Source organism: Sphingobacterium paramultivorum, assembly GCF_014109745.1.
GTDB lineage: Bacteria > Bacteroidota > Bacteroidia > Sphingobacteriales > Sphingobacteriaceae > Sphingobacterium > Sphingobacterium paramultivorum.
This window is the reverse complement of the sequence record NZ_CP058555.1, coordinates 5,907,757-5,930,341: the sequence shown is the minus strand read 5'-3', so window position 1 is coordinate 5,930,341 and position 22,585 is coordinate 5,907,757. Positions and strand designations below refer to the sequence as shown.

The 22,585-nt window shown below is 38.1% G+C and carries 19 protein-coding genes, 4 tRNA genes and 1 pseudogene; 14 read left to right on the top strand and 10 right to left on the bottom strand.

Annotation, left to right across the window (positions count from 1 at the left end):
* Positions 1-200: 200 nt before the first annotated feature.
* Both rnr and HS960_RS24570 read left to right on the top strand, forming a co-directional pair.
* Entirely contained in the window at positions 201-2,333 is a 2,133-nt protein-coding gene (gene rnr / locus HS960_RS24575) for a ribonuclease R (RefSeq protein WP_153846790.1), read from the top strand.
* 373 nt (positions 2,334-2,706) lie between these two features.
* Positions 2,707-2,940, top strand: a pseudogene (locus HS960_RS24570) (S1 RNA-binding domain-containing protein); the annotation flags it as partial.
* 65 nt (positions 2,941-3,005) lie between these two features.
* On the opposite strand, the gene HS960_RS24565 reads toward HS960_RS24570, so the two are convergent.
* A complete protein-coding gene (locus HS960_RS24565; RefSeq protein ID WP_227550228.1) occupies positions 3,006-3,422 on the bottom strand; it encodes a hypothetical protein in 417 nt (138 codons plus the stop codon).
* Positions 3,423-4,034: 612 nt separating this feature from the next.
* Here HS960_RS24565 and rpsL point away from each other — a divergent pair.
* The 4 genes from rpsL (at position 4,035) to rpsJ (ending at position 7,574) form a co-directional block, all read left to right on the top strand.
* On the top strand, positions 4,035-4,448 hold the full coding sequence (gene rpsL, locus HS960_RS24560) for a 30S ribosomal protein S12 (protein WP_079641421.1): 414 nt from the start codon (positions 4,035-4,037) through the stop codon (positions 4,446-4,448).
* A gap of 19 nt (positions 4,449-4,467) precedes the next feature.
* Complete coding sequence (rpsG, locus tag HS960_RS24555; protein WP_046671863.1) at positions 4,468-4,935, top strand: 30S ribosomal protein S7; 468 nt, start codon at positions 4,468-4,470, stop codon at positions 4,933-4,935.
* A 131-nt stretch (positions 4,936-5,066) separates the two neighbouring features.
* Complete coding sequence (gene fusA, locus HS960_RS24550; RefSeq protein ID WP_153846788.1) at positions 5,067-7,190, top strand: elongation factor G; 2,124 nt, start codon at positions 5,067-5,069, stop codon at positions 7,188-7,190.
* A 78-nt stretch (positions 7,191-7,268) separates the two neighbouring features.
* The gene (gene rpsJ / locus HS960_RS24545) at positions 7,269-7,574 is read left to right on the top strand and encodes a 30S ribosomal protein S10 (RefSeq protein WP_028070501.1); all 306 of its coding nucleotides are present in this window, start codon (positions 7,269-7,271) and stop codon (positions 7,572-7,574) included.
* Positions 7,575-7,643: 69 nt separating this feature from the next.
* On the opposite strand, the gene HS960_RS24540 is transcribed toward rpsJ, so the two are convergent.
* The 3 genes from HS960_RS24540 to HS960_RS24530 form a co-directional block, all read right to left on the bottom strand.
* On the bottom strand, positions 7,644-8,258 hold the full coding sequence (locus HS960_RS24540; protein WP_153846787.1) for a porin family protein: 615 nt from the start codon (positions 8,256-8,258) through the stop codon (positions 7,644-7,646).
* 335 nt (positions 8,259-8,593) lie between these two features.
* Complete coding sequence (locus tag HS960_RS24535; RefSeq protein ID WP_153847229.1) at positions 8,594-9,730, bottom strand: AI-2E family transporter; 1,137 nt, start codon at positions 9,728-9,730, stop codon at positions 8,594-8,596.
* Between the two features lie 116 nt (positions 9,731-9,846).
* Positions 9,847-10,464 carry a porin family protein gene (locus tag HS960_RS24530; RefSeq protein WP_075994116.1) on the bottom strand — a complete coding sequence of 206 codons (618 nt, stop codon included), beginning with the start codon at positions 10,462-10,464 and terminating at the stop codon, positions 9,847-9,849.
* A gap of 448 nt (positions 10,465-10,912) precedes the next feature.
* Here HS960_RS24530 and HS960_RS24525 point away from each other — a divergent pair.
* Together HS960_RS24525 and HS960_RS24520 are read left to right on the top strand one after the other, a co-directional pair.
* Positions 10,913-10,983 (top strand) — tRNA-Cys (locus tag HS960_RS24525).
* 33 nt (positions 10,984-11,016) lie between these two features.
* A complete protein-coding gene (locus tag HS960_RS24520; protein WP_046671880.1) occupies positions 11,017-11,196 on the top strand; it encodes a hypothetical protein in 180 nt (59 codons plus the stop codon).
* Positions 11,197-11,229: 33 nt separating this feature from the next.
* On the opposite strand, the gene HS960_RS24515 is transcribed toward HS960_RS24520, so the two are convergent.
* Both HS960_RS24515 and HS960_RS24510 read right to left on the bottom strand, forming a co-directional pair.
* The gene (locus tag HS960_RS24515) at positions 11,230-11,976 is read right to left on the bottom strand and encodes a copper homeostasis protein CutC (RefSeq protein ID WP_153847230.1); all 747 of its coding nucleotides are present in this window, start codon (positions 11,974-11,976) and stop codon (positions 11,230-11,232) included.
* Positions 11,977-12,137: 161 nt separating this feature from the next.
* A complete protein-coding gene (locus HS960_RS24510; protein WP_153847231.1) occupies positions 12,138-13,121 on the bottom strand; it encodes a hypothetical protein in 984 nt (327 codons plus the stop codon).
* A 284-nt stretch (positions 13,122-13,405) separates the two neighbouring features.
* Between HS960_RS24510 and HS960_RS24505 the strand changes: the two genes are divergently transcribed.
* The gene (locus HS960_RS24505) at positions 13,406-13,825 is read left to right on the top strand and encodes a hypothetical protein (RefSeq protein ID WP_075994119.1); all 420 of its coding nucleotides are present in this window, start codon (positions 13,406-13,408) and stop codon (positions 13,823-13,825) included.
* A 45-nt stretch (positions 13,826-13,870) separates the two neighbouring features.
* The gene (locus HS960_RS24500) at positions 13,871-14,164 is read left to right on the top strand and encodes a Smr/MutS family protein (RefSeq protein WP_153847232.1); all 294 of its coding nucleotides are present in this window, start codon (positions 13,871-13,873) and stop codon (positions 14,162-14,164) included.
* A gap of 39 nt (positions 14,165-14,203) precedes the next feature.
* Here HS960_RS24500 and HS960_RS24495 read toward each other — a convergent pair whose 3' ends face one another.
* From HS960_RS24495 to HS960_RS24485, 3 genes are all read right to left on the bottom strand, one after another.
* Complete coding sequence (locus HS960_RS24495; RefSeq protein WP_153847233.1) at positions 14,204-15,184, bottom strand: 3-keto-disaccharide hydrolase; 981 nt, start codon at positions 15,182-15,184, stop codon at positions 14,204-14,206.
* Positions 15,185-15,353: 169 nt separating this feature from the next.
* Positions 15,354-15,427: transfer RNA gene (locus tag HS960_RS24490), tRNA-Pro, on the bottom strand.
* A 333-nt stretch (positions 15,428-15,760) separates the two neighbouring features.
* Positions 15,761-15,834, bottom strand: a tRNA-Pro gene (locus HS960_RS24485).
* Positions 15,835-16,270: 436 nt separating this feature from the next.
* Here HS960_RS24485 and HS960_RS24480 point away from each other — a divergent pair.
* The gene (locus HS960_RS24480; RefSeq protein ID WP_153847234.1) at positions 16,271-18,646 is read left to right on the top strand and encodes an ABC transporter permease; all 2,376 of its coding nucleotides are present in this window, start codon (positions 16,271-16,273) and stop codon (positions 18,644-18,646) included.
* 45 nt (positions 18,647-18,691) lie between these two features.
* Here HS960_RS24480 and HS960_RS24475 read toward each other — a convergent pair.
* Positions 18,692-18,765, bottom strand: a tRNA-Pro gene (locus HS960_RS24475).
* 342 nt (positions 18,766-19,107) lie between these two features.
* Here HS960_RS24475 and rplS point away from each other — a divergent pair.
* The 3 genes from rplS (at position 19,108) to HS960_RS24460 (ending at position 22,571) form a co-directional block, all read left to right on the top strand.
* Positions 19,108-19,455: a 50S ribosomal protein L19 gene (gene rplS / locus HS960_RS24470; protein WP_159731148.1), complete on the top strand. Its 348-nt coding sequence runs from the start codon at positions 19,108-19,110 to the stop codon at positions 19,453-19,455.
* A 296-nt stretch (positions 19,456-19,751) separates the two neighbouring features.
* Complete coding sequence (locus HS960_RS24465; protein ID WP_153847236.1) at positions 19,752-20,837, top strand: carbohydrate-binding family 9-like protein; 1,086 nt, start codon at positions 19,752-19,754, stop codon at positions 20,835-20,837.
* A 123-nt stretch (positions 20,838-20,960) separates the two neighbouring features.
* Positions 20,961-22,571 carry a CTP synthase gene (locus HS960_RS24460; RefSeq protein ID WP_153847237.1) on the top strand — a complete coding sequence of 537 codons (1,611 nt, stop codon included), beginning with the start codon at positions 20,961-20,963 and terminating at the stop codon, positions 22,569-22,571.
* Positions 22,572-22,585 lie beyond the last annotated feature (14 nt).

Genomic DNA, 22,585 nt, shown 5'->3' with positions numbered 1-22,585 from the left:
GAGGATGCTCCGTTTAGCTCGTTATTGTCGTGTCAAATGCTGTTTTTTTCGTACATTGTATTGGCATCGATCTTGATGTACGGCTCGCTCATGATCTATTGCATAGGCTGAATTTGCAAATTCGCTATCACAGCCAGTTCGCTGCAATAGGAAGACTGCCTCAAATCGATGCAAATGAATAAATAATAAATAATAATTGGATGAAAACAAGAAAAGAAAATCCATATAAGGAGGTCTTAACACAACTGATCATCGATATCTTCGAAAAATCGGGTAATAAGCCCCTCAACTATAAACAAGTTTCGTCAAAATTGAACCTTACCGATAACGACTCGAAAGTCGCTATAGCCGATATTTTACATGATAATGTAAGAAATGGACTTTTTATTGAGATCGAACGAGGCAAATTTAATCTGAAGCAACTTAAAGTTTATGTCACAGGAAAGGTAGATATGACTGCCGATGGCTCCGCCTATGTGATTCCTGATGATGAATTTGAAAACGATATTTATATCGCTCCGCGGAAACTTAGACAGGCACTCCATGGCGATATTGTCAAGGTCCATACCTTCGAAAAAAGAAAAGGTGGCCGTAAGAAAGAGGGTGAAGTCGTTGAAATCCTGCAAAGGGCCAAGACTGATTTCACGGGAACGATCAGCATCTCCAACAATTTTGCTTTTTTTATTGCCGACGACCGCAAGATGCTACACGACATTTTTATTCCTTTGGACAATCTGAATGGAGCCAAGGACAAGGAAAAAGTGGTCGTTTCGATTATCGACTGGCCAAGCGGGAGCAAAAATCCTGTCGGAACGGTAAAACATGTTTTGGGTACCAAAGGGGAAAACAACACCGAGATGAACGCTATTTTGGCCGACTATGGTTTCCCATTGGAGTTCCCTAAAAAAGTTGAAGCTGAAGCCAATCAGATTTCGGAAAAAATAAGCGCGGAAGAAATTGCAAAGCGACGTGATTTTAGAAACGTTACGACCTTTACCATTGACCCAGCGGATGCAAAAGATTTCGATGACGCCATCTCCTTTCAAAAATTAGAGAATGGCAATTATGAAATCGGTGTTCATATTGCGGATGTTTCGCATTTTGTCATACCCGACACAGAATTGGACAAAGAAGCATTCAACCGCGGCACATCCGTTTATCTGGTTGACCGCGTTATTCCGATGCTTCCGGAGCGTCTTTCTAATGGCGTCTGTTCGTTACGTCCGCATGAAGATAAACTTTGTTTTTCGGCCGTTTTTGAATTGGACGAAAAAGCCAATGTGCATGATCAATGGTTCGGCCGTACGATCATCCATTCCGACCGACGTTTCAGTTATGAAGAAGCACAGGAGGTGATCGAAACGAAATCGGGAGATTTCAGTGAAGAGATCCTGAAATTAAATGAACTGGCTTATATTCTGCGCGAACGTAAGTTTAAAAATGGTGCAATAGCCTTTGAAAGTGAGGAGGTAAAATTCATCTTGGATGAAAATGGAAAACCTACAGGGGTATATACCAAAGTCCGCAAGGATGCACACAAGCTGATTGAAGATTTTATGTTATTGGCCAACCGGAAGGTTGCCGAGTTTATTGGCAAACAAGGACGGGGAAAAAACAAGCTTACTTTTGTATACCGGTTCCACGATGTACCTAATCCGGAGACTTTGACAACTTTCTCTCAATTTGCAGCGCGGTTTGGCCATAAATTGACCATCAAAACAGATAAAGAAACAGCTAAATCCTTAAATGCTTTGATGACCAAAATAGAAGGTAGCAAAGAGCAAAATATGCTGACTTCACTTGCTGTACGTTCGATGGCCAAAGCGATCTATACAACAAAGAAGACAAGTCACTATGGATTAGCATTCGATTATTACACCCATTTTACCTCCCCTATCCGTCGTTATCCCGATGTGATGGTACACCGTCTTTTACAATTCTATCTGGAGGGAGGTGCCAAAATCAATGCGGAGCATTATGAGAAGATGGCCGAACATTCTTCCCAAATGGAGAAAAAGGCGGCTGAAGCAGAACGTGCGTCGATTAAGTACAAACAGGCAGAATACTTGCAGGATCAGATCGGCACGGAATATACGGGTATTGTCTCGGGTGTTACCGAATGGGGTATGTATGTGGAGATTGAAGAGAACAAATGTGAGGGAATGGTCAGACTTCGGGATATCACCGATGACTTTTACGTACTTGATGAAAAGAACTATGCCATTATTGGTCAACGGAAGAAAAAGAAATTCCAGTTGGGTGATGAGGTTCAAATCCGCGTAAAGAAAGTGGATCTGGATAAACGGCAAATTGATTTTACGTTGTTGTCTTAAAACAAAAAATCCGGAACAAATGTTCCGGATTTTTTGTTAAGTAAAAGCAAAATTTAAAATATCCTTCTGAAATTTTACATCGTCTTTCGCACAAGACAATAAACACATCGAAAACATAGCGATTTTAATAAATTTTCTTTTCATAATTTACCTTTAAAATTTCAATTAATTCTTTAAACCAAAAAAGTTTCATCTAAAATACTAAACACCTTTCAATTAAGAAAAACAGAACAATAAAATACTCAGAAACCAGTATATTAATCACAATACACCCCATTATAAGAAATTCAACACTCGTAAAAGTATAATTCAGGGGATTTAATAAAAATAGAAAGCATCTCTAGAGGATCATATCAGTACAGAATAGGCTACTATTGTCTCTAGTGTAACCAAATCGGGTATGTATGGAGAGATTGAAGAAAACAAATATGAAGGTATGGTTAGGCTTCGGGATATCACCGATGACTTTTACGTCCTTGACGAGAAAAACTATGCGATTATTGACCAGCGGAAAAAGAAGAACTTCCAATTGGGTGATGAAGTTCAGATCCGTGTGAAGAAAGTGGATCTGGATAAGTGGCAGATTGATTTTGCATTCCTGTCGTAATGCATTTAAATAAAAACCCCGCATCAGTAATACTGATGCGGGGTTTATTGTTAAATAAACAAAACTTATTGTTTAGTTCCTTCAAAGGAATACTGTAATTGTCCTTCTTCTGTTCTTTGTGCTAAGAACATTAACCCCTTATTTTCAAACGTAAATATGAAACTGCCCTGAGGCTCGTTTGGTAAAGCCTGAATACTCATATTATAATTATTTGAAACTTGAATCTCTCTTACAGGAAGCTTTAAGTCAGCATTCTGAGCAGCAACTTTGACTGTTTTATCATTAACCTTGGTGACTACTAATATCTGATTGAAGACTTCCGCGCCGCCAATAATTTTAATTGTCCCTTTATAGTTTCCCACAGCCGCATCTATACTGCCACCTGTTTGAATAGGTTCATCTTTATCCTTTGAACATCCGACAAAAGCGAAAGTGACCAAGGCTAATACCACCGCATACATAAATTTCATTTTGATTTTCATAACTTGAATACATTAATTTGTTTCTACTAAATATTTATACGTTTTTATCAAACACTTTGCCAAACAGAACGCAAAAACACGCAAAGCAAGCAATATACTTGAAAACCAGTAGATGAAAAATTTCGGACAAAAGACTACCGTTAAAGAATATTATACAGAGAAAGAATAGCTTACGGCGGATTAGAAAAAACTTATGTACCCATCGAGCGGCTGTCCGATCACCCTATAATCGTCTATATTTTTGTACAGTCGACCATGAGTAGTTAACTCTTCCATTTTGGCAACATATCACAGCGTTCGTGGGTTGATTAACTGATTATACCCTACATTCGTGCAAAATAGTTTGATGGTGGAAGCGTACAAATGATGAAGATGCTGGTCAAGCAGCCAAACATCCCGAAGACGGCGACCAGGTCATTAGGATGGTGAGATAATAAAGAAGCATGAAGAGGTAATAAAAGAAGGACAAAGGTATATTCAAGAAAAGAGCAGCGCCAATTCAAAAAATAATCTAAATTTTACGCACTAACTATTTCATATTCAAAAGGGAATCAGTATCTTTGCGAACTTAAAATATTTAAGGTAAAAAAATTTATAAACAAAAACAGGTAAATGCCTACTATTCAACAATTAGTTAGAAAAGGTAGAGTAGCTCTGGTTGATAAGAGTAAGTCACCAGCGTTGGACTCATGTCCACAGCGAAGAGGTGTATGTACACGTGTATATACTACTACCCCTAAAAAACCAAACTCAGCAATGCGTAAAGTAGCTCGTGTACGTTTAACAAACGGTAAAGAGGTCAACGCTTACATCCCTGGAGAAGGTCACAACTTACAAGAGCACTCGATCGTATTGATTCGTGGTGGTCGTGTTAAGGATTTACCAGGTGTACGTTACCACATCATCCGTGGTGCATTAGATACTTCAGGTGTAGCAGGTCGTAACCAACGTCGTTCTAAATATGGAACTAAGCGTCCTAAACCAGGACAAGTAGCTGCAGCTCCAGCAAAAGGTAAAAAGAAATAATTAAACGGAGGAAAGAAAAATGAGAAAATCAAAACCGAAAAAGAGAATCATTTTACCTGATCCAAAGTTTAATGACGTTCAGGTAACACGTTTCGTAAACAATATGATGGTAGATGGTAAAAAATCTATCGCTTATTCTATTTTTTACGACGCAGTAGAATTAGTAGAACAAAAAACACAAGAAAGCGGTTTAGAAGCTTGGAAAAAAGCTTTGAACAACGTTATGCCTGCTGTTGAAGTTAAATCACGCCGTGTTGGTGGTGCTAACTTCCAAGTTCCTATGGAAGTTCGTCCAGATCGTAAAATCGCTTTGGGTATGAAATGGTTAATTTCATACGCTCGTAAACGTGGTGAAAAAACAATGTTCGAAAAATTAGCAGGAGAAATCATTTCAGCTTCTAAAGGTGAAGGTGCTGCTGTTAAGAAGAAAGAAGATACGCACAAAATGGCGGAAGCTAACAAAGCGTTCTCACACTTCAGATTCTAATTTTGAAGACATTCAAAAAAATATGATTACACCGACCTCCGATAAAAATAATCTTTTATCAAGGTCGGTGTACTTATTTAACATTACATTTAAACACATAAGACCTTTAAGGTCCGCTGCTTAAAAATATTATGGCAAGAGATTTAAAATTCACTAGAAATATCGGTATCGCTGCCCACATCGATGCTGGTAAAACTACAACAACTGAGCGTATCCTTTACTACTCAGGTGTAAACCATAAAATTGGTGAGGTTCACGAAGGTGCTTCAACAATGGACTGGATGGAGCAAGAGGCTGAGCGTGGTATCACAATTACTTCTGCTGCTACGACAGTTTTCTGGCAATACCGTGGTAATAAATACCAAGTTAACGTTATCGATACTCCTGGACACGTGGATTTCACGGTTGAGGTAAATCGTTCATTACGTGTATTAGACGGATTAGTATTCTTATTCTCTGCGGTTGATGGTGTTGAGCCTCAGTCAGAGACTAACTGGAGATTGGCAGATAACTATGCTGTTCCTCGTATCGGTTTCGTTAATAAAATGGACCGTTCAGGTGCTGACTTCTTAAAAGTTGTTGGTCAAGTAAAATCAATGCTAGGTTCTGATGCTGTAGCATTACAATTACCTATTGGCGCTGAAGATACGTTCACTGGTGTTGTTGATTTAATTAACAACCGTGGTATTGTATGGAATGAGCATGATAAAGGTATGACCTTTACTGAAGTTCCTATTCCTGAGGATATGTTGGACGAAGTTGCTGAATACCGTGAAAAATTATTAGAAGCAGTAGCTGGTTATGATGAGACTTTGATGGAGAAATTCTTCGAAGATCCGAATTCGTTAACTGAGCGCGAAATCTTAGATGCTTTACGTAAAGCAGTATTAGATAATGCGATCGTTCCTATGGTATGTGGTTCATCTTTCAAAAACAAAGGTGTACAAACCATGTTGGATCTAGTAATGGAATTATTGCCTTCACCTCTTGATATCGAGGCTGTAAAAGGTACTAACCCTGATACTGGTGAAGAAATCACACGTAAACCATCTGTAAACGAGCCTTTCGCAGCTTTAGGTTTTAAAATTGCGACTGACCCATTTGTAGGTCGTTTATGTTTTATCCGTGCTTACTCTGGTAAGTTAGATGCAGGTTCTTATGTATTGAACACTCGTTCAGGAAACAAAGAGCGTATCTCTCGTATCTTCCAAATGCATGCGAACAAACAAAACCCTATCCCTTTCATCGAAGCTGGTGATATCGGTGCTGTTGTAGGTTTCAAAGACATCAAAACTGGTGATACACTTTGTGACGAAAAATCACCTATCATTCTTGAGTCTATGACTTTCCCTGAGCCAGTAATTGGTTTGGCAATTGAGCCTAAAACTCAAGCTGACGTTGATAGATTAGGTATTGGTCTTGGTAAATTGGCTGAAGAGGATCCTACATTCGTTGTTAAAACTGACGAAGAAACTGGTCAAACAGTTATCTCTGGTATGGGTGAGCTTCACTTAGAGATCTTGATCGACCGTTTGAAACGTGAATTTAAAGTTGAGGTTAACCAAGGTGCTCCTCAAGTATCATACAAAGAGTCTATCAACGGTACTACTGAGCACCGTGAGGTATTCAAAAAACAATCAGGTGGTCGTGGTAAATTCGCGGATATCAAAGTTGTTATTTCTCCAGCGGATGAAGATTTCGATTTATCAAAATCACCGCTTCAATTCGTTAATGAAATCGTTGGTGGTAAAATTCCTAAAGAATTTATCCCTTCAGTTCAAAAAGGATTTGAAACTTCAATGAAAAATGGTGTATTAGCAGGATTCCCATTATCAGGAATGAAAGTTCGTTTGATTGATGGTTCGTTCCACGCTGTCGATTCAGATTCATTGTCTTTCGAATTAGCTGCTCGTCAAGCATACCGTGAAGGATTGCCTAAATGTTCTCCAGTGTTAATGGAACCAATTATGAAAATAGAGGTTTTAACACCAGAAGAAAACATGGGTGATGTAATGGGTGACTTAAACCGTCGTCGTGGTCAAATGCAAGGTTTGGATTCACGTAACGGTGCACAAGTAATCAAAGCATTGGTTCCACTTTCTGAGATGTTCGGTTACGTAACTCAATTACGTACAATCACTTCAGGTCGTGCAACTTCTACAATGGAATTTGATCACTTTGCTGAAGCTCCTCGTAACGTTGCTGAAGAGGTGATTGCAAAATCAAAAGGTAAAATCAAAGGTTCTGTAGAATAATATAGAACTCAAAAATAAACCGACCGCTGGTTGTTAATAGCTCTAATCAGCGGTCATTTTTAAATAATATCATATACTATGAGCCAAAGAATCAGAATTAAATTGAAATCTTACGATTACAATTTGGTTGACAAATCAGCTGAAAAAATCGTAAAAACAGTAAAACCTACAGGTGCAGTTGTTAGTGGTCCTATTCCATTGCCTACTGAGAAAAAAATCTATACGGTATTACGTTCACCACACGTTAACAAAAAGGCACGTGAGCAATTCCAATTGTGTGCTTACAAAAGATTGTTGGATATCTATTCATCAAACGCTAAAACTGTTGACGCATTGATGAAACTTGAATTACCTTCAGGTGTTGAAGTAGAAATCAAAGTGTGATAGATTTCAGTCACTGAAACAAGAAGGGGCCTTTCGCGAGAAAAGCCCCTTTTTATATTTTAGCCTAGATTATAACTGATAACCGATTCCAATTGAAAAAACGCGATTCTTTAAAGAACCTCCTTCACCCCCCGCCATATCAACTAGTCCCAAGCCATATCCACCATTAATCAAAAAGCCATTTGATAGACGATAACCCGCTAAAAAGTTAATTCCGGCATCAAAACGCTTCAATTTATTATCTCCAAAACCGACGTCAATTTTCACATTTTCTGCTTTGGCTTTTGCGGACAGCCCTAATCCAGCATATGGTCCAGCTCCTAAGAAAACATTTCCAGAATTTCCCGTGGGAATACTATATACAAAATTTACAGGTAACTCTAGATACATTAAATCCAATTTCACATTATTTCCCAATTCTTCAAAGTCAATAAGTGTCAATCCTTTCCCGCCTTTACCTTGAAGCGATAAACCAGGCTGTATAGAAAAATTATTTGCCAAAGGAGCGTCTAAGTAGCCCGTCAAATAAAATGACGTAGATGATTCTGTCGAAACCGATACACTTCCTAGTGACGCGGTCATTTTAGGAAAAGTTGCACCAGCCTTAAAACCATAAGAAGTCTGTGCTTTTGCACCAGTAATAAAACATAATAGCGCAGCGATTGAGAGCAACTTTCTTTTCATTAATAATAAATTATATACAAAACGAAAATAGGTTAAAATTTTCTAAAATACAAGAGAAAAATAGTTATCCATTTATTAAATAACCCAACATATATCGACAATACACTTCAAACTGATCTCCAGATTCTTCGACATGTGGAATTAATCCTTTTGCTAAGTCAAAATCTGGAAATTTGTATGACGGTATAGCCTTTGTTCATGGAGTGTTACTAAGATATCCGAACCTTATTTCGAAAGACTTGACCTCACTATATAATTTAGAAATTAGTTCAAATTCTAATATTAGACTTTAAAATTATAATACCATTCGTATTAAACTTTCAATTCTAAAAAAATTATCCCTTCGTCTCATTTTCTTCTATAATCTTCTTTTCAAGAGGATTTAACGTCCCAAATAAATCCTTATATACCTCATCTTTACTATCTTCTTCCCCTAAAAGAAATCCCCAAGGTTTAAGTTCTTTGATCCGGTCCATCACAATCTTAACGATAGCCAAAATTGGAATGGCCAGAAACATCCCCGAAATTCCCCAGATCATTTCACCAATAATAATGGAAAGCATCGCAAATAAGGAGTTCACTTTCACTTTAGAACCTACAATCTTTGGAACAATAAAGTTACTATCGATTAAATGCACAATGATCAACGCAAGCATAACCAAAACCACATGCGTGAATGAAGAGGTTGCAAAAGTCAGAATGGCAATAATAAGCATGGAAGAAAAAATACCGACATAAGGTAATACATTGAAAACTCCAGTTATCAAAGCGAGAAGTAAACTATATTTCACGCCAATAATCGAAAGGGTTATAAAAACCAACAAAGAAACCAAACTCATTTGAATCAGCAATCCAATAAGATACTTTTTGACCACATACTGAACCTGTTTAACGACATCTAGAACGATAGGTCTGTCCTCCACGCGATTCACAAATAAAAGGAACTTAACAATGTGTCCTCTGTATATAAGTAAGAAAAATGTGTAAAGAAAGGTAAAGACAAATAAAATAAATAGCGACGAAAGGGAAACCAATGCTGTCCCTAGGAATAAAGTACCCGAATCTACAGACTTCGATGCTGTTTTATTGATAAAATCAATCTGATCTTTGTGTTGAATTCCAAATTGATGGCTTACCCAAGTCTGTAAATTACCAACACCATCCATTATTTGTTGTTTAAAAGCTGGAAAATCTTCCTTAAGAAGTGTAAGTTGGGAGGCTAAAAGAAAAAGTCCGTACCCTAAAACGCCGAAAAACAGGATTACGCTTAATATCCCCGCCAACGTCCTCGGGAACCTAAGCCTCCGCTCCAAAAAATTGCTTAACGGAATCAACAGTAGAGAGAATAACAAGCCCAAAATCATAGGGATGAGTATAGTATCTCCAATCTTTGCCAAGTATCCCAATAAAAGTATACTGATGAGTATACAGGCCAACTTGACATAAAAGGGTAAAGGAAGAAATCTTTTCATGCAGCAATCTTTTGAATAAAAATAACAATTTCAGACGACTTAAGTTTAATCCAATAAAAAAGTCCCCACAAATGCAGGGACTCTTTCCTCATAATAAGTTTAAGTACTTATATTTCTTATAGTCCGAAGCCAATACCCACAGACCAAATACGATTTTTAGCCATATCACCTGACCCTGGAGCTAAGTTGGTTAAACCCAAACCATAACCAGCATTGATTTGAAAACCATTAGTCAATTGGTAACCAGCTAAGAAATTGATACCAAAATCGGTACGTTTAAGATCATCATTTTCATTGCTACCAAAATTTAGATCACGTTCAATTTTCACATTTCCCTCGCCTAACTCTCCTTTACGTTTACCACTTAATCCGAATCCAACATAAGGTCCTGCACCAATAAAAAAGTTACCAGAATCTCCTGTAGGTAATTTAGCCACTAGGTTTACTGGAATATCAAGTGACATTACACTCTCTTTAATTTCAGAAGCTGAACCTGGAGTCCACTTTCCACCTTTATTTTGCAAAGACAATCCCGGCTGAATAGAAAAATAGGGTGAAACGGGAGCGTCCAAATAGCCCGTTACAAAAAATCCTGTATTTGATTGTGTACTTTCATTACTTAAAGAATATTTAGGAATATTTACCCCCGCACGTAGTCCATATCCCAATCCACCTTGTGCAAAGGCTCCTAATGAACCAAATAAAATTGCTGCAGATAATAATAGTTTTTTCATGTTTCCTAATTTAATTTACTTTCTTCTTTTATCATTTAATCTCATAATTTCCTGTACGAGATTTATTACATTACCATTTGCAATATCTATTCCAAAATCCATAAATCATTAATTACCAAATTAAAACACGATAAAAAACTCACATTAGACCATTTGGCATTGTCCAATAAAAGATACAGTGAATGGAGTCCATTTCCACTTGACAGCTCGATGAGGTACAATTCAATTTTTTATTCCTATGAATAACATAGTTTATTAAAACGTCTTTGTCATGCTATGCTTAAACCCGTCCGGTATGTTCCTGCGGACCATTGCTCAAAGGATCACACAGCAAAATACCAGCTTGGTTTTCAGACCAATGCTTAAAAACATAAAAGTTTTATCATAAAGATTTTTTAATTCCAATTATAAGTTTTATTTTTGCAGACCTTCAAAAGGAAAAAAATAGGGTCGGATGGCCGAGTGGCTAGGCTGAGGTCTGCAAAACCTCCTACAGCGGTTCGAATCCGCTTCCGACCTCGTTTTATTTTAAACAATAAAAATATTATCAAAATGGGAGTTACACGTTTAAAAAGAAAAGATAGAAGAAATAAAACTGTTTCACGTGTTGAAGTTCAGTTTTTGAAATTAGGAACTAACGTAGAGTTAGGTTCTAGATCAAAAATGAAAGCTAGCAACCAAATCGTTAAAAACGATGCTATCTTAAATCAATTAGCTTCAGAAGCTAAATAGTAAGAAGAATTTAATAGCCTTTAAAGTAGTACTTTAAAGGCTTTTTAATAGGTCTACCATTTGGTGGACTTTTTCTTTTGAGCTCATCCACTGTGCCTCATCCATTCCATTGACCTGACTCTGGTTAAACCTCATCTTCGACACATGCAATTCTTTCGCCGAGCTATGTATTGCAACTGCCCCAGTTTGCTCTAAAATATGAACTATATTAACTGCATCTACACCTGCACCAGGCATAATCACAACACGGCCATTTGCTTGTTGAACTAATTGCTTGAGTAATGGAGCTCCAGCTAAAGCAGAATTTTGCAGACCAGATGTCAAAATACGATCTATCCCCAGTTCGATGACATCTTCCAATGCCTGAAAAGGATCTTCCACGCGATCAAAAGCACGATGAAAGGTAACACGCATGGGACGCGCAGTTTCCACTAATCGCAAAGTATTCACTTTATCCACCGTACCATCTGCGTTCAGAATACCTATTACAACACCATCTATCCCCAATTCCTTGCACAACTGAATATCTGCTATCATTTCTAAGATCTCGGTCTCTGTATAAAGAAAATCACCTCCACGCGGCCGGATAAGCACATGGACACCAATATTCACCAATTCCCGCACTAACTGTAACTGACCAAACGAAGGTGTGGTCCCTCCATTTTCCAAATTTTGACAAAACTCTATCCGGGTCGCTCCCCCTTGTTCGGCTTCAATTGCTGATGCTACGGAATTTGAACATATCTCTAATTGGTAATTTCCGATCGCCTTTTCCATCATTATATTATATTTTAAGCTATTTTTCGTTTACGCGAATAACGTAAAAAAAAAGCAAATAACCTACTCCCCTCCCCGACGGTGAAAATAGTACAAGCATTAGAAAAGACGCCAGCTAAAAAGATACTTTCTCTACGTGGGAAATTTTGCTTCTAGACAAAGATCTACAGCTTTAGCTTATAATGTGGTACATCTACTTTTTTCCACTTCCAATCTGGTCCTTTCGAAGTGCTCGTCCGATCTGACAGCTCCCTTGAAGAAGGTGGATCTAAGAAACGTTCCCGTTTGATATAAGTTGGCAATTGGAAGCCTGGCGAGGTATTTAGCGTTTCAAAACATTCCCGCGAGAGTTTCATAATGTCATTCCGATTTTCTGCATTGCTTTCAATTCGACTTCCTATATAAGATGCCGAACCATACAATTGCTCATAAATAACTGAATCTTCAAAAGGTTTGAATTTCAGACGCATCATTATTTGCACCAATAGAGCATACAGATCGTTGTCAGTTGGCGTCAGAACCAACTTTTCCAACACCTTTGGTATCAACTCCCACATCATCAATTCAACCGCTAAATCTTTCGTGTTCTCGCCAATGAAATCGAGTGTAGACCACATCTGGTCCACATATCGTACAACAGAATCTCTATTTCCATGCAAAGCAACCAACTGTCTATTGCTCCAATATTCCAGCGGTATGTCCCCTCGATAAAAGACTCCAAATATATGTTGACCTTTCAACCGCCCCAAGGAACCACAATTTTGCATCTCAAACTCAGGTACAAGCATACAGTAACTAAACATATCACGCGTATTTAGCGTTTTAAATGTTTGTACCGAAAGAGAATTCCATAAAGCAGGATAACGTTCCCTATCCAAACTATCTTCTCCTGACACCAATCTATACACGTAATAGTCTTTCAGTAATATTCGCAAGATTGCTTCACGACCACCAAGGGGATAATTTCTAGACTTAATCTTCCCCATTCTTCCGAGATATCTGGGCAACTGATCGTTTATAAATTTTGTAGAATCTTTCAGCTTATATTGGCCATGACACATGGGCAAGCTGCATACCAATAGCAGTGCTAAAAAAAGGACATAGGGCCTCCTCTTCTTAAAGAAATCAACAAAACTAGATGCTAACATAGTTAATACATTTACACTGCATTGGCTGCAATACAGCATATTAAATATACTTAAAATTAAATAGTATTAAATAAATTAGGTTTCAAAAAAAACTACGATTTGAAAACGGGACCAAAAACCGAAAAAACTCAGTTCCGTTTTAAGCTCAGTCTCTTCTTTTATATACAAAAGTCATAACCGAATTTTAGACATGTAAAACATTCGGCTGAACTATTTGTATATACCTTACATGCTTTTATTTAAATAACTAAAAACCAAGCGCATACATTTTTAAGTAAAATATCATGGCAATTATATCAAAAAACATGGAGACCCAAGAAAAGATCATCAGTACTTTTGAAGAGCTCCAAAAAGCTATATATGACCTGAAACATCAAATTGTTGAATTTGAATTGCTTTTTAATCAGGCTTGCAACAGACATATTGACTCCAATTTCCAAAAGGAATGGTTGCTGGACCGAATATCTTCACGTCATGATATGATTACACTTCGACATGATGCCATGCTGCTTATTCGGGATACCGTATCTGCGTTCCGCGATTTCGACGGTTATTTTCTAGACCTCAAACAGCTACTCCAATCGATCGAGTTACTCATGCTCAACCATGCCGATGAGGAAGAGTATGAAATTGCAGCTATTATCAAAAAATGGTATGAAAAATTTGCCCAAGCGATTGATTTCGTTGGTGACTTAACCTATTAAGTCGCTCTTTTATTCTACTTTTGCAGCATTGTAAAATATTGAGAAATGCGCAAACCACCAGCTATCGTTGACTTACACACCGACACCTTTCTTGACGATTGGGAAGATTATTCGCCAGAGGAGCTCTTACAAGAGTCCATTGATTTTATGCGATCTAATCTAGACGCAGCTATTTATTGGGAAATGAACGAAATAAAGTTTATTCATGGCAAGGGAAAAGGAATGTTAAAAAAAATGGTTTTTGAAGAGCTGCAAGAGTACAAGGCTCACGGCTCCATTGAACGCTATTACACCTCCTATCAGAATGAAGATATTGTAGTCGTTATCATAGGGATTTAAAAAGGCTACCTTTTCAGATAGCCTTTGTATCATGTTATGCTATTTAATAGCTGGAGTAATAATCACTTTTCGGAATTCCACGGGACCATGATCCCCTTGGAAATAAATTGGTCCCGGCTCTGCTTCTTTACTATCCAAAGCACCGCCCGTTATACCAGGGATTTCTTGGTTACTGATAACAGTCTTTCCGTTTGCCACAACCGTCACTAGACGTCCTACCAATGTAATATCATAGGTTTGCCATTCCCCGGCTCCTTTATTGACCATTTCATTTGCAGCTAAGAAACCATATACCCCTGCGAAAAGCACAGCATTGGGATGTGCATCCTTGGGACTATCTTCTATCTGAACCTCATAACGACCTCTTAAGTAGACACCGCTATTACTTCCTGCTGGAATTTTAAATTCAACATGTAATTTAAAATCTTCAAATTTTTGCTCAGAGACTAAATTAGAACCAGATTGCGGGCTAGTCAAAATTCCGTTTTTCACCACCCACTGATTCGTTTTACCAGTAGCTTTCCATCCAGACAGATCCTTACCATTGAACAGCTGAATAGGCTTACCCCATTTTACCGCAGCTGTTCGCTTCAGCTCCGGAGCACGAACACCTTTAAAGCGATATGTTTTCCCATCAGGCTCTGTTATTGTCCCTTGCAATACACCGTTCACAACCTCGCCCTCAACACTTAGATTCATCTTTCCGCCTTCCCATTGAGGTGGGATAGCAAATCTAAACTTTCCTTTCTCATAAAACACCTGCGAAACTGGCCGAGCACTTCCGGAAGTACTTACATAATGACCGACTAAAGTTCTATAGCCCGACAATTTTACCTCCAACCAGGATGGTGCAGGGGTACCATTAATATCAACTTCGATGTCCCATCGACCAATCAGCTCTTTGCCTTCTACGTCTTGTTGATAATGGATGGATTCTCCGATTGAATGTTTAGCAAAGGTTACTTGCGGTAATGCACAAGAGGCCAAAATTCCTAAAAGAAATGCCGCTTTTCTGTTCATATTATTTATGTTTATATTCTAATTGACAATAAATTTCAAGCAATTTAACTGTTTAACAGCGGGTTTACAAGGATATAATGTTAAAAAATGCGAAGAATGCATCCGGTCGTAGGTTCGCCTTTTTGTCCTGAAACGAAAAAAGCCCTAACTTTCGTTAGAGCTTTTCTAGTCGGGGTGGCAGGATTCGAACCTACGACCTCCACATCCCAAATGTGGCGCGATACCGGGCTACGCTACACCCCGAAAAGGTATCACCTTTGTTTTGTGTGGCACAAAAGTACACTAAAAATATGTTTTTTTCAAAAATATTCTTCACAAAGCACCTAATAGACTGACTTATTGCAAAATAATTTAAAAATAAGATTAAAAATCAGATCATTTTACAAAGCAAAAAATTGAAAAATCCCTTTTTATTACACCTAGTGAAGCCTTGAAACAAATTCGACTCATCTCCATATAGCCCCCAGCACAACCCTGAGCCGCCTACGAATCGAACTTCCTAGTATCTTAAGGGTCGTACGTTCGCACCCTACCCTGAAACGAAAAAAGCCCTAACTTTCGTTAGAGCTTTTTTAGTCGGGGTGGCAGGATTCGAACCTACGACCTCCACATCCCAAATGTGGCGCGATACCGGGCTACGCTACACCCCGAAAAGGTATCACCTTTGTTTTGTGTGGCACAAATATACGCTTCTTAAAAATTATTTGCAAATGAAAAACGCAAAATAAAACTAACAAGTTGTTACATTGCGACATACTCTTTGCCCGGACCACATATAGCGCTCCTTTACACAATCAAACCCAATGCTATTCCCAATAGCTGTTACTTCGATAAAGCGCTCAGCTGTTAATCATAATCTTTTTAACCTCTCAACTGTAGCATGTTCGGATATGAACATGAAGTGTTCGAATCCAAACACTTAGATCACAAAAACAAAACACACAATCTACTGATTAAAAACACCTTAACCCTTTGGCAGCTTTTTTGAAATTGATCCATTGAACATTTTTTCAAAAATAGAAATCAGGCTATCCTTCAACAGGACTGATTACCATAAGGTCAAAATGAACACTTATAACGAAAAGTATGATAAAGAACTATTTCCAAATCGCCTGGAGAAACCTTATTAAAAACAAAGTTTTTTCCTTTATCAATATTCTTGGCTTAACAATAGGCATCACCGTCTGCGCAATGATATTCCTATTTATTGCCAATCAGTTTAGTTTTGATAAGTTTCACAGCCAAGGTGATCGTATCTATCGGGTAATGCGTGGTTTTGACAACACCAAAGACCGCGCTCCTTATTTATCTGCACCCTATGCCACTGCCTTATTAACCGATTATCCCGATGATATCAAAAAAGCTGTACGGGTAATGCCTGCCAATGGGTTATTCTCTTTTGGCAATATCGCATTCAATGAAAAGAAACTCTTTATTGCAGATGACGATTTCTTTGAACTATTTAGTTTTCCGCTCATCAAGGGAAATCCAATGACTGTTTTAAAAAATCCAACAAGTGTTGTATTAACGGAAAAAACTGCGAAAAAATATTTTGGAAATGAGAATCCCATCGGTAAAATACTACAGCTTGATAAAACAAAACAATTAACCGTTACCGGGATTGCAAAAGATCTTCCGGTCAATTCGCATCTGGAATTTGATCTTATCATTCCATTATCCAATTATATCAATACCGAACCGTTCAAAGCTTGGCAAAACAACAATTTATTCACCTACATCTTACTTGACGAACATAAAGATGTTGGGCAACTGGAAAAGCAATTTCCCGATTTCATGAATAGGCATATGAAAGCAGTTTCTACCAATATGGGCATCCATTTTGACCTTGCCCTTACACCGCTAAAAGACGTCTATCTTGAATCCCACAGCACATTTGACAGCGCAAAACATGGTGACAAAAAGGTTATTTACATTTTTCTCTCCATCGCCATCCTTATATTGATTATCGCCTGCATCAATTTCATGAATCTCTCGACAATACGCGCAGTTGACCGATCAAAAGAAGTTGGTTTAAGAAAGGTACTTGGAGCACAACGTCTTCAATTAATGGGGCAGTTTATCGGAGAATCCATTTTATTAACCACCATATCCTGCATACTCGCCATGTGTCTACTGCAACTACTCATGCCTGTATACAATCAACTATTGGGATACACCCTAACAGTCCCATGGAATTCATGGCCAATCTATATTTTTTTGATTGCAATTATTATTATAGTAGGGCTATTAGCCGGAAGTTATCCTGCATTATACCTCTCAACCTTCTCCCCTATACAGGCATTAAAAGGCAAATTGCGCTTGGGCAAGGGCGGCACACTGTTCCGGCATACGCTGGTTGTGTTCCAATTCAGCATATCTATTTTACTTATCATCGGCACACTGATTATCTCCAAGCAGATGAAATATGTAAAAGAACTAGGGCTTGGCTATGACGACCAACAGACTGTGGTCATCCCAATAGACAATGAAGAACTATACAACAACCTTCGTACATTCAAAAACAAATTATCCGCGAGCAGCGACATCGCATCGGTCTCCTTTATGTCCGGTGAACCAGGAGGCTTCTTCGATAGCCATACGTTTGAAGTGGAGAGGAAAAATGGGGAGAAGTGGAAATCAAGGACGGAATTCACCGATTTTGACTATGTAAGCACATTGAACCTCAAAATAATTGCAGGCCGAAACTTTTCAGCGCAATACCCAACAGACTCCACTAGCGCTGTATTAGTTAACCGTACTGCAACATCGATGCTCGGATTTACCCCCGAACAGGCCATTGGAAAATGGATAAAAAATACGATCCGTGATCAATCCCCCAGAAAAATCATTGGTGTAATAGATGATTTTAACTTCCTATCTCTAAAAGAAAACATGGATGCATTAGTTATTGCCCCTTCTGATGATCTAAGGGTAGCCCTCATTCGCTTAAACACAAAAGATTTCCCTGCAGCGCTAAAAACTATTAAGACTGCATTTGGGAAAGTAGCTCCTTTATACCCTTTTGAATACAGCTTTTTGGACCAGAAATTCGACACGCTATACAAAACCGATCTGAGGCAACAACGTATACTCAGTCTTTTTTCTGGATTAGCTATATTTATCGCTTGCCTGGGCCTATATGGTTTAGCCTCATTTACGGCCGCCAAACGAAACAAAGAGATCGGAATCCGAAAAGTGCTTGGCGCTTCGGTATCGGGTGTTGCTACTTTATTGTCCAGAGATTTTATAAAACCCGTATTAGTTGCCTTGATAATTGCCTCGCCGATTGCCTGGCTAGTCATGAACAAATGGTTGGAAGACTTTGCCTACCGTATCCAAATCCAATGGTGGATGTTTGTGCTCGCTGGACTGGTAACAATAGGTATCGCACTGATTACGGTAAGCTGGCAGGCCATTCGAGCAGCTGTAGCTAATCCGGTAAAAAGCTTGCGGGACGAATAAAAGGAGGAAACAAAAAAAGCTCTAACTTTCGTTAGAGCTTTTAAGTCGGGGTGGCAGGATTCGAACCTACGACCTCCACATCCCAAATGTGGCGCGATACCGGGCTACGCTACACCCCGAAAAGGTATCACCTTTGTTTTGTGTGGCACAAATATCGAATCATTTTTTGACTTTGTCAACACCCCGCAGAAAATTAATCACTAAATAGCTGATTGATTGCACAATATTTTTACAAAAAGCACATATTCTATTGAATTTAGCAATCAAAAACCCACTCCATATAGCCTACAAAGGAATATTCAAAATATCTTTAGATTATCCATTTCATTTTCATATCTTTGCATCCGATTTGAATATCAGTCAATAGTTTTTTAAAAAAGTATTTTTATATTCAGAAAATAAGTCGTAATATTGCATTCCGATTTTTACAGGATATAAATCGTTAATAATTACTCGAAATCATGGATTTAGTAAAATTTGTAGAAGAACAAGCGGTAGTAAAGAATGAAATTCCCGCTTTCAAAGCTGGAGATACCGTCAGCGTTCATTATAAAATTCGCGAAGGAAATAAAGAGCGTGTACAGGTGTACCAAGGTGTAGTAATTCAATTAAACAGCGAAGGTGCTAACGCTACTTTTACCGTTCGTAAAATCTCAAACGGTGTAGGTGTTGAACGTATTTTCCCTGTAAACTCACCAAACATTGAAAAAATTGTAGTAAACAGCTACGGTAAAGTTCGTCGCGCGAAATTATTCTATTTACGCGGCCTTACTGGTAAAGCTGCTCGTATTAAATCGAAAAGAATCTAATTACGACTACCACGGCATAAAAAAAGGCTTTGAACTCATTCAAAGCCTTTTTTTATGCGCTATCGCCCGTGCCTTTCAAAACGCAGGTAATATCACGAAACTCCTTCTGTAATAAATTTAGGACAATTAAATAATGTCCATCAAAACCCCACCCCTCTTTTGCCGCGCTAAAACATTTTACTTACTTTTAGCACCGTATCTGAAAGGTAGAATCGTAGATGATTACAATAATTTAAAAACAACCTAATATTGTTCCATCCTAACTTTGCTACCGTTAAAAATCAAACTGTATCTTGATGAGAATTATAGCTTTTATCTTCATTTTTATAATCTACCCGACCTTTACTTTTGCACAACGAAATGTGAATGAATTTCATCAATTACAATCTCGTCCCCAGACTTATTATGTATATCCAGTAACAGATGCAATAACCATTGATGGAAAGGACAATGAGGCTTCCTGGTCAAAAGCTATATGGACAGATTCTTTTAAGGATATTGAGGGATCAAACAAGCCTGCCCCTACTTTTAAGACACAAGTCAAGATGCTCTGGGATAAGGAAAATCTTTACCTTTTTGCTAAGCTTCAAGAACCTCATATCAAAGGATATTTAAGACAAAAAGATACGATCATCTACCATGATAATGATTTTGAGATCTTTCTCAAGCCAAATCTATTTTCGCCAGAATATATAGAGATTGAAATAAACGCATTAAATACAGTAATGGATCTTTTGATGACTAAACCTTATCGCTTTGGCGGCAGGGCTAATCTAAATTGGGACACAAAAGATATTGAAAGTGCAGTCTATCATGCCGGGTCCATCAACAATCCACAAGACAAGGATGAATTTTGGGCTGTGGAAATGAAAATACCTGTAAAAAGTCTAAAATACTTTGGCGAAGGAAATCAGATTAAAGCAAATGAAACCTGGAAGATAAACTTCTCACGCGTTCAGTGGCATTATGACAACACCGAAACAACCTACAGCAAGAGAAAAGACAATATGGGTAAGACGCTCGCTGAAGAGAACTGGGTATGGTCTCCAATCGGCCTCGTTAATATGCATTACCCTGAACGATGGGGGCATATAAAATTTGTTGACGACACAAACCATCAACCTATCGACGAGCAATTCCTCGCGCTCGAAAAAGTTACCTGGAATATCTTTTACCTGCAACAGATCTATAGAAAGGATAAAAAACGCTATGCAACGTCAATTCAGGAGTTAAGCAAATTATATCCTGAAATTATAAATGAGCACAAAAATTATGAGATTGTATTTTCAAACAGTAATAATTTCTATCGTATTGAAATCAAGTCAAAAGCACAACCTACATTAAAGACAACAATAGATAGCCAAGGTAATATCTATTTTTAATTTAATTAATCGAGCGATCTTCAATTCTGATTTTGAATAAAAATTGCTATCTTTGTATCCCGTACATAGAGCAACTATTATTGGTCATTTTGACCACATAAAATTGAAAATCCTTTAATTGTTATGACTAAATATATTTTTGTTACGGGCGGCGTTACTTCGTCGTTGGGGAAAGGTATTATTGCTGCCTCCCTTGCTAAACTTCTCCAAGCGCGTGGCTACAAAGTTACCATTCAAAAATTCGACCCTTACATTAACATCGATCCAGGAACATTAAATCCATATGAACATGGAGAATGTTATGTTACAGAAGATGGTGCTGAAACGGACCTTGACTTAGGTCATTACGAGCGCTTCCTGAATGTCCCTACCTCACAAGCAAATAACGTCACGACAGGCCGCATCTATCAACACGTTATCCAACAAGAACGTGAAGGTGCATATTTAGGAAAAACCGTTCAAGTGATTCCCCATATCACAGATGAGATAAAACGCAGAATGCAACTGTTGGGTGAGTCCGGCAAATATGACATTATCATCACTGAATTGGGCGGAACTGTAGGCGATATTGAGTCCTTACCATTTGTGGAGGCCGTAAGACAACTTCGCTGGGAATTAGGAGCCAACAATTCGCTGGTTATCCATTTGACTTTAGTCCCTTATCTGGCAGCCGCTGGTGAGCTTAAAACTAAACCTACGCAACATTCCGTAAAAACGTTATTGGAATACGGTGTACAACCTGATATTCTAGTATGTCGTACTGAACATAAATTATCGCAAGAAATCCGCAAAAAATTAGCGCAATTCTGTAATGTCAACATCAACGCTGTCGTAGAATCTATCGATGCGTCGACGATTTATGATGTGCCATTATTGATGTTGAAGGAAAATCTTGATAAAACTGCATTAACCAAGCTAAAACTTTCCAACAAAAATGAGCCTGATCTAGAAAACTGGAAAAACTTTTTAGGCAAGCTCAAAAACCCGACAAGTGAAGTGAGTATTGCTTTGGTTGGAAAATATGTTGAGCTTCCAGATGCTTACAAGTCCATTATCGAAGGATTTATCCATGCAGGCGCAACAAACGAATGTAAAGTAAAAGTGAGCTATATTGCTGCTGAAAGTGTTACTAAAGAAAATGTTGCTGAAAAGCTAAAAGGTATGGATGGTGTTTTGGTTGCTCCAGGGTTCGGTGAACGCGGTTTGGATGGTAAGCTAAATGCTATTCAGTATGTTCGCGAAAATAATATTCCGTTCTTTGGTATCTGCTTAGGGATGCAATGTTCGGTTATCGAATTCGGAAGAAACGTATTGGGATTAAAAGATGCCAACAGTTTTGAAATGGATGCCAACACTAGCAATCCGGTCATCAATTTGATGGAAGAGCAAAAAAATATCACCAATATGGGTGGTACAATGCGTTTAGGTGCTTACGATTGTGAAATTAAAAAAGGAACTAAGGCCTTTGCCATCTATGGTAAAACAAAAATTTCTGAAAGACACCGTCACCGTTATGAATTTAACAATGACTATTTAAAACAATATGAAGCAGCTGGAATGATTGCTTCAGGATTCAATCCGGAGACTGGATTAGTTGAAATTGTCGAATTGAAAAACCATCCATTTTTCGTTGCCGGACAATTTCATCCAGAATTAAAGTCAACTGTTGCAAATCCTCACCCACTTTTTGTTAGCTTTGTAGCCGCTGCTTTGGCCAACAAAAAATCAAAGTAGTAATAGAAGGATAC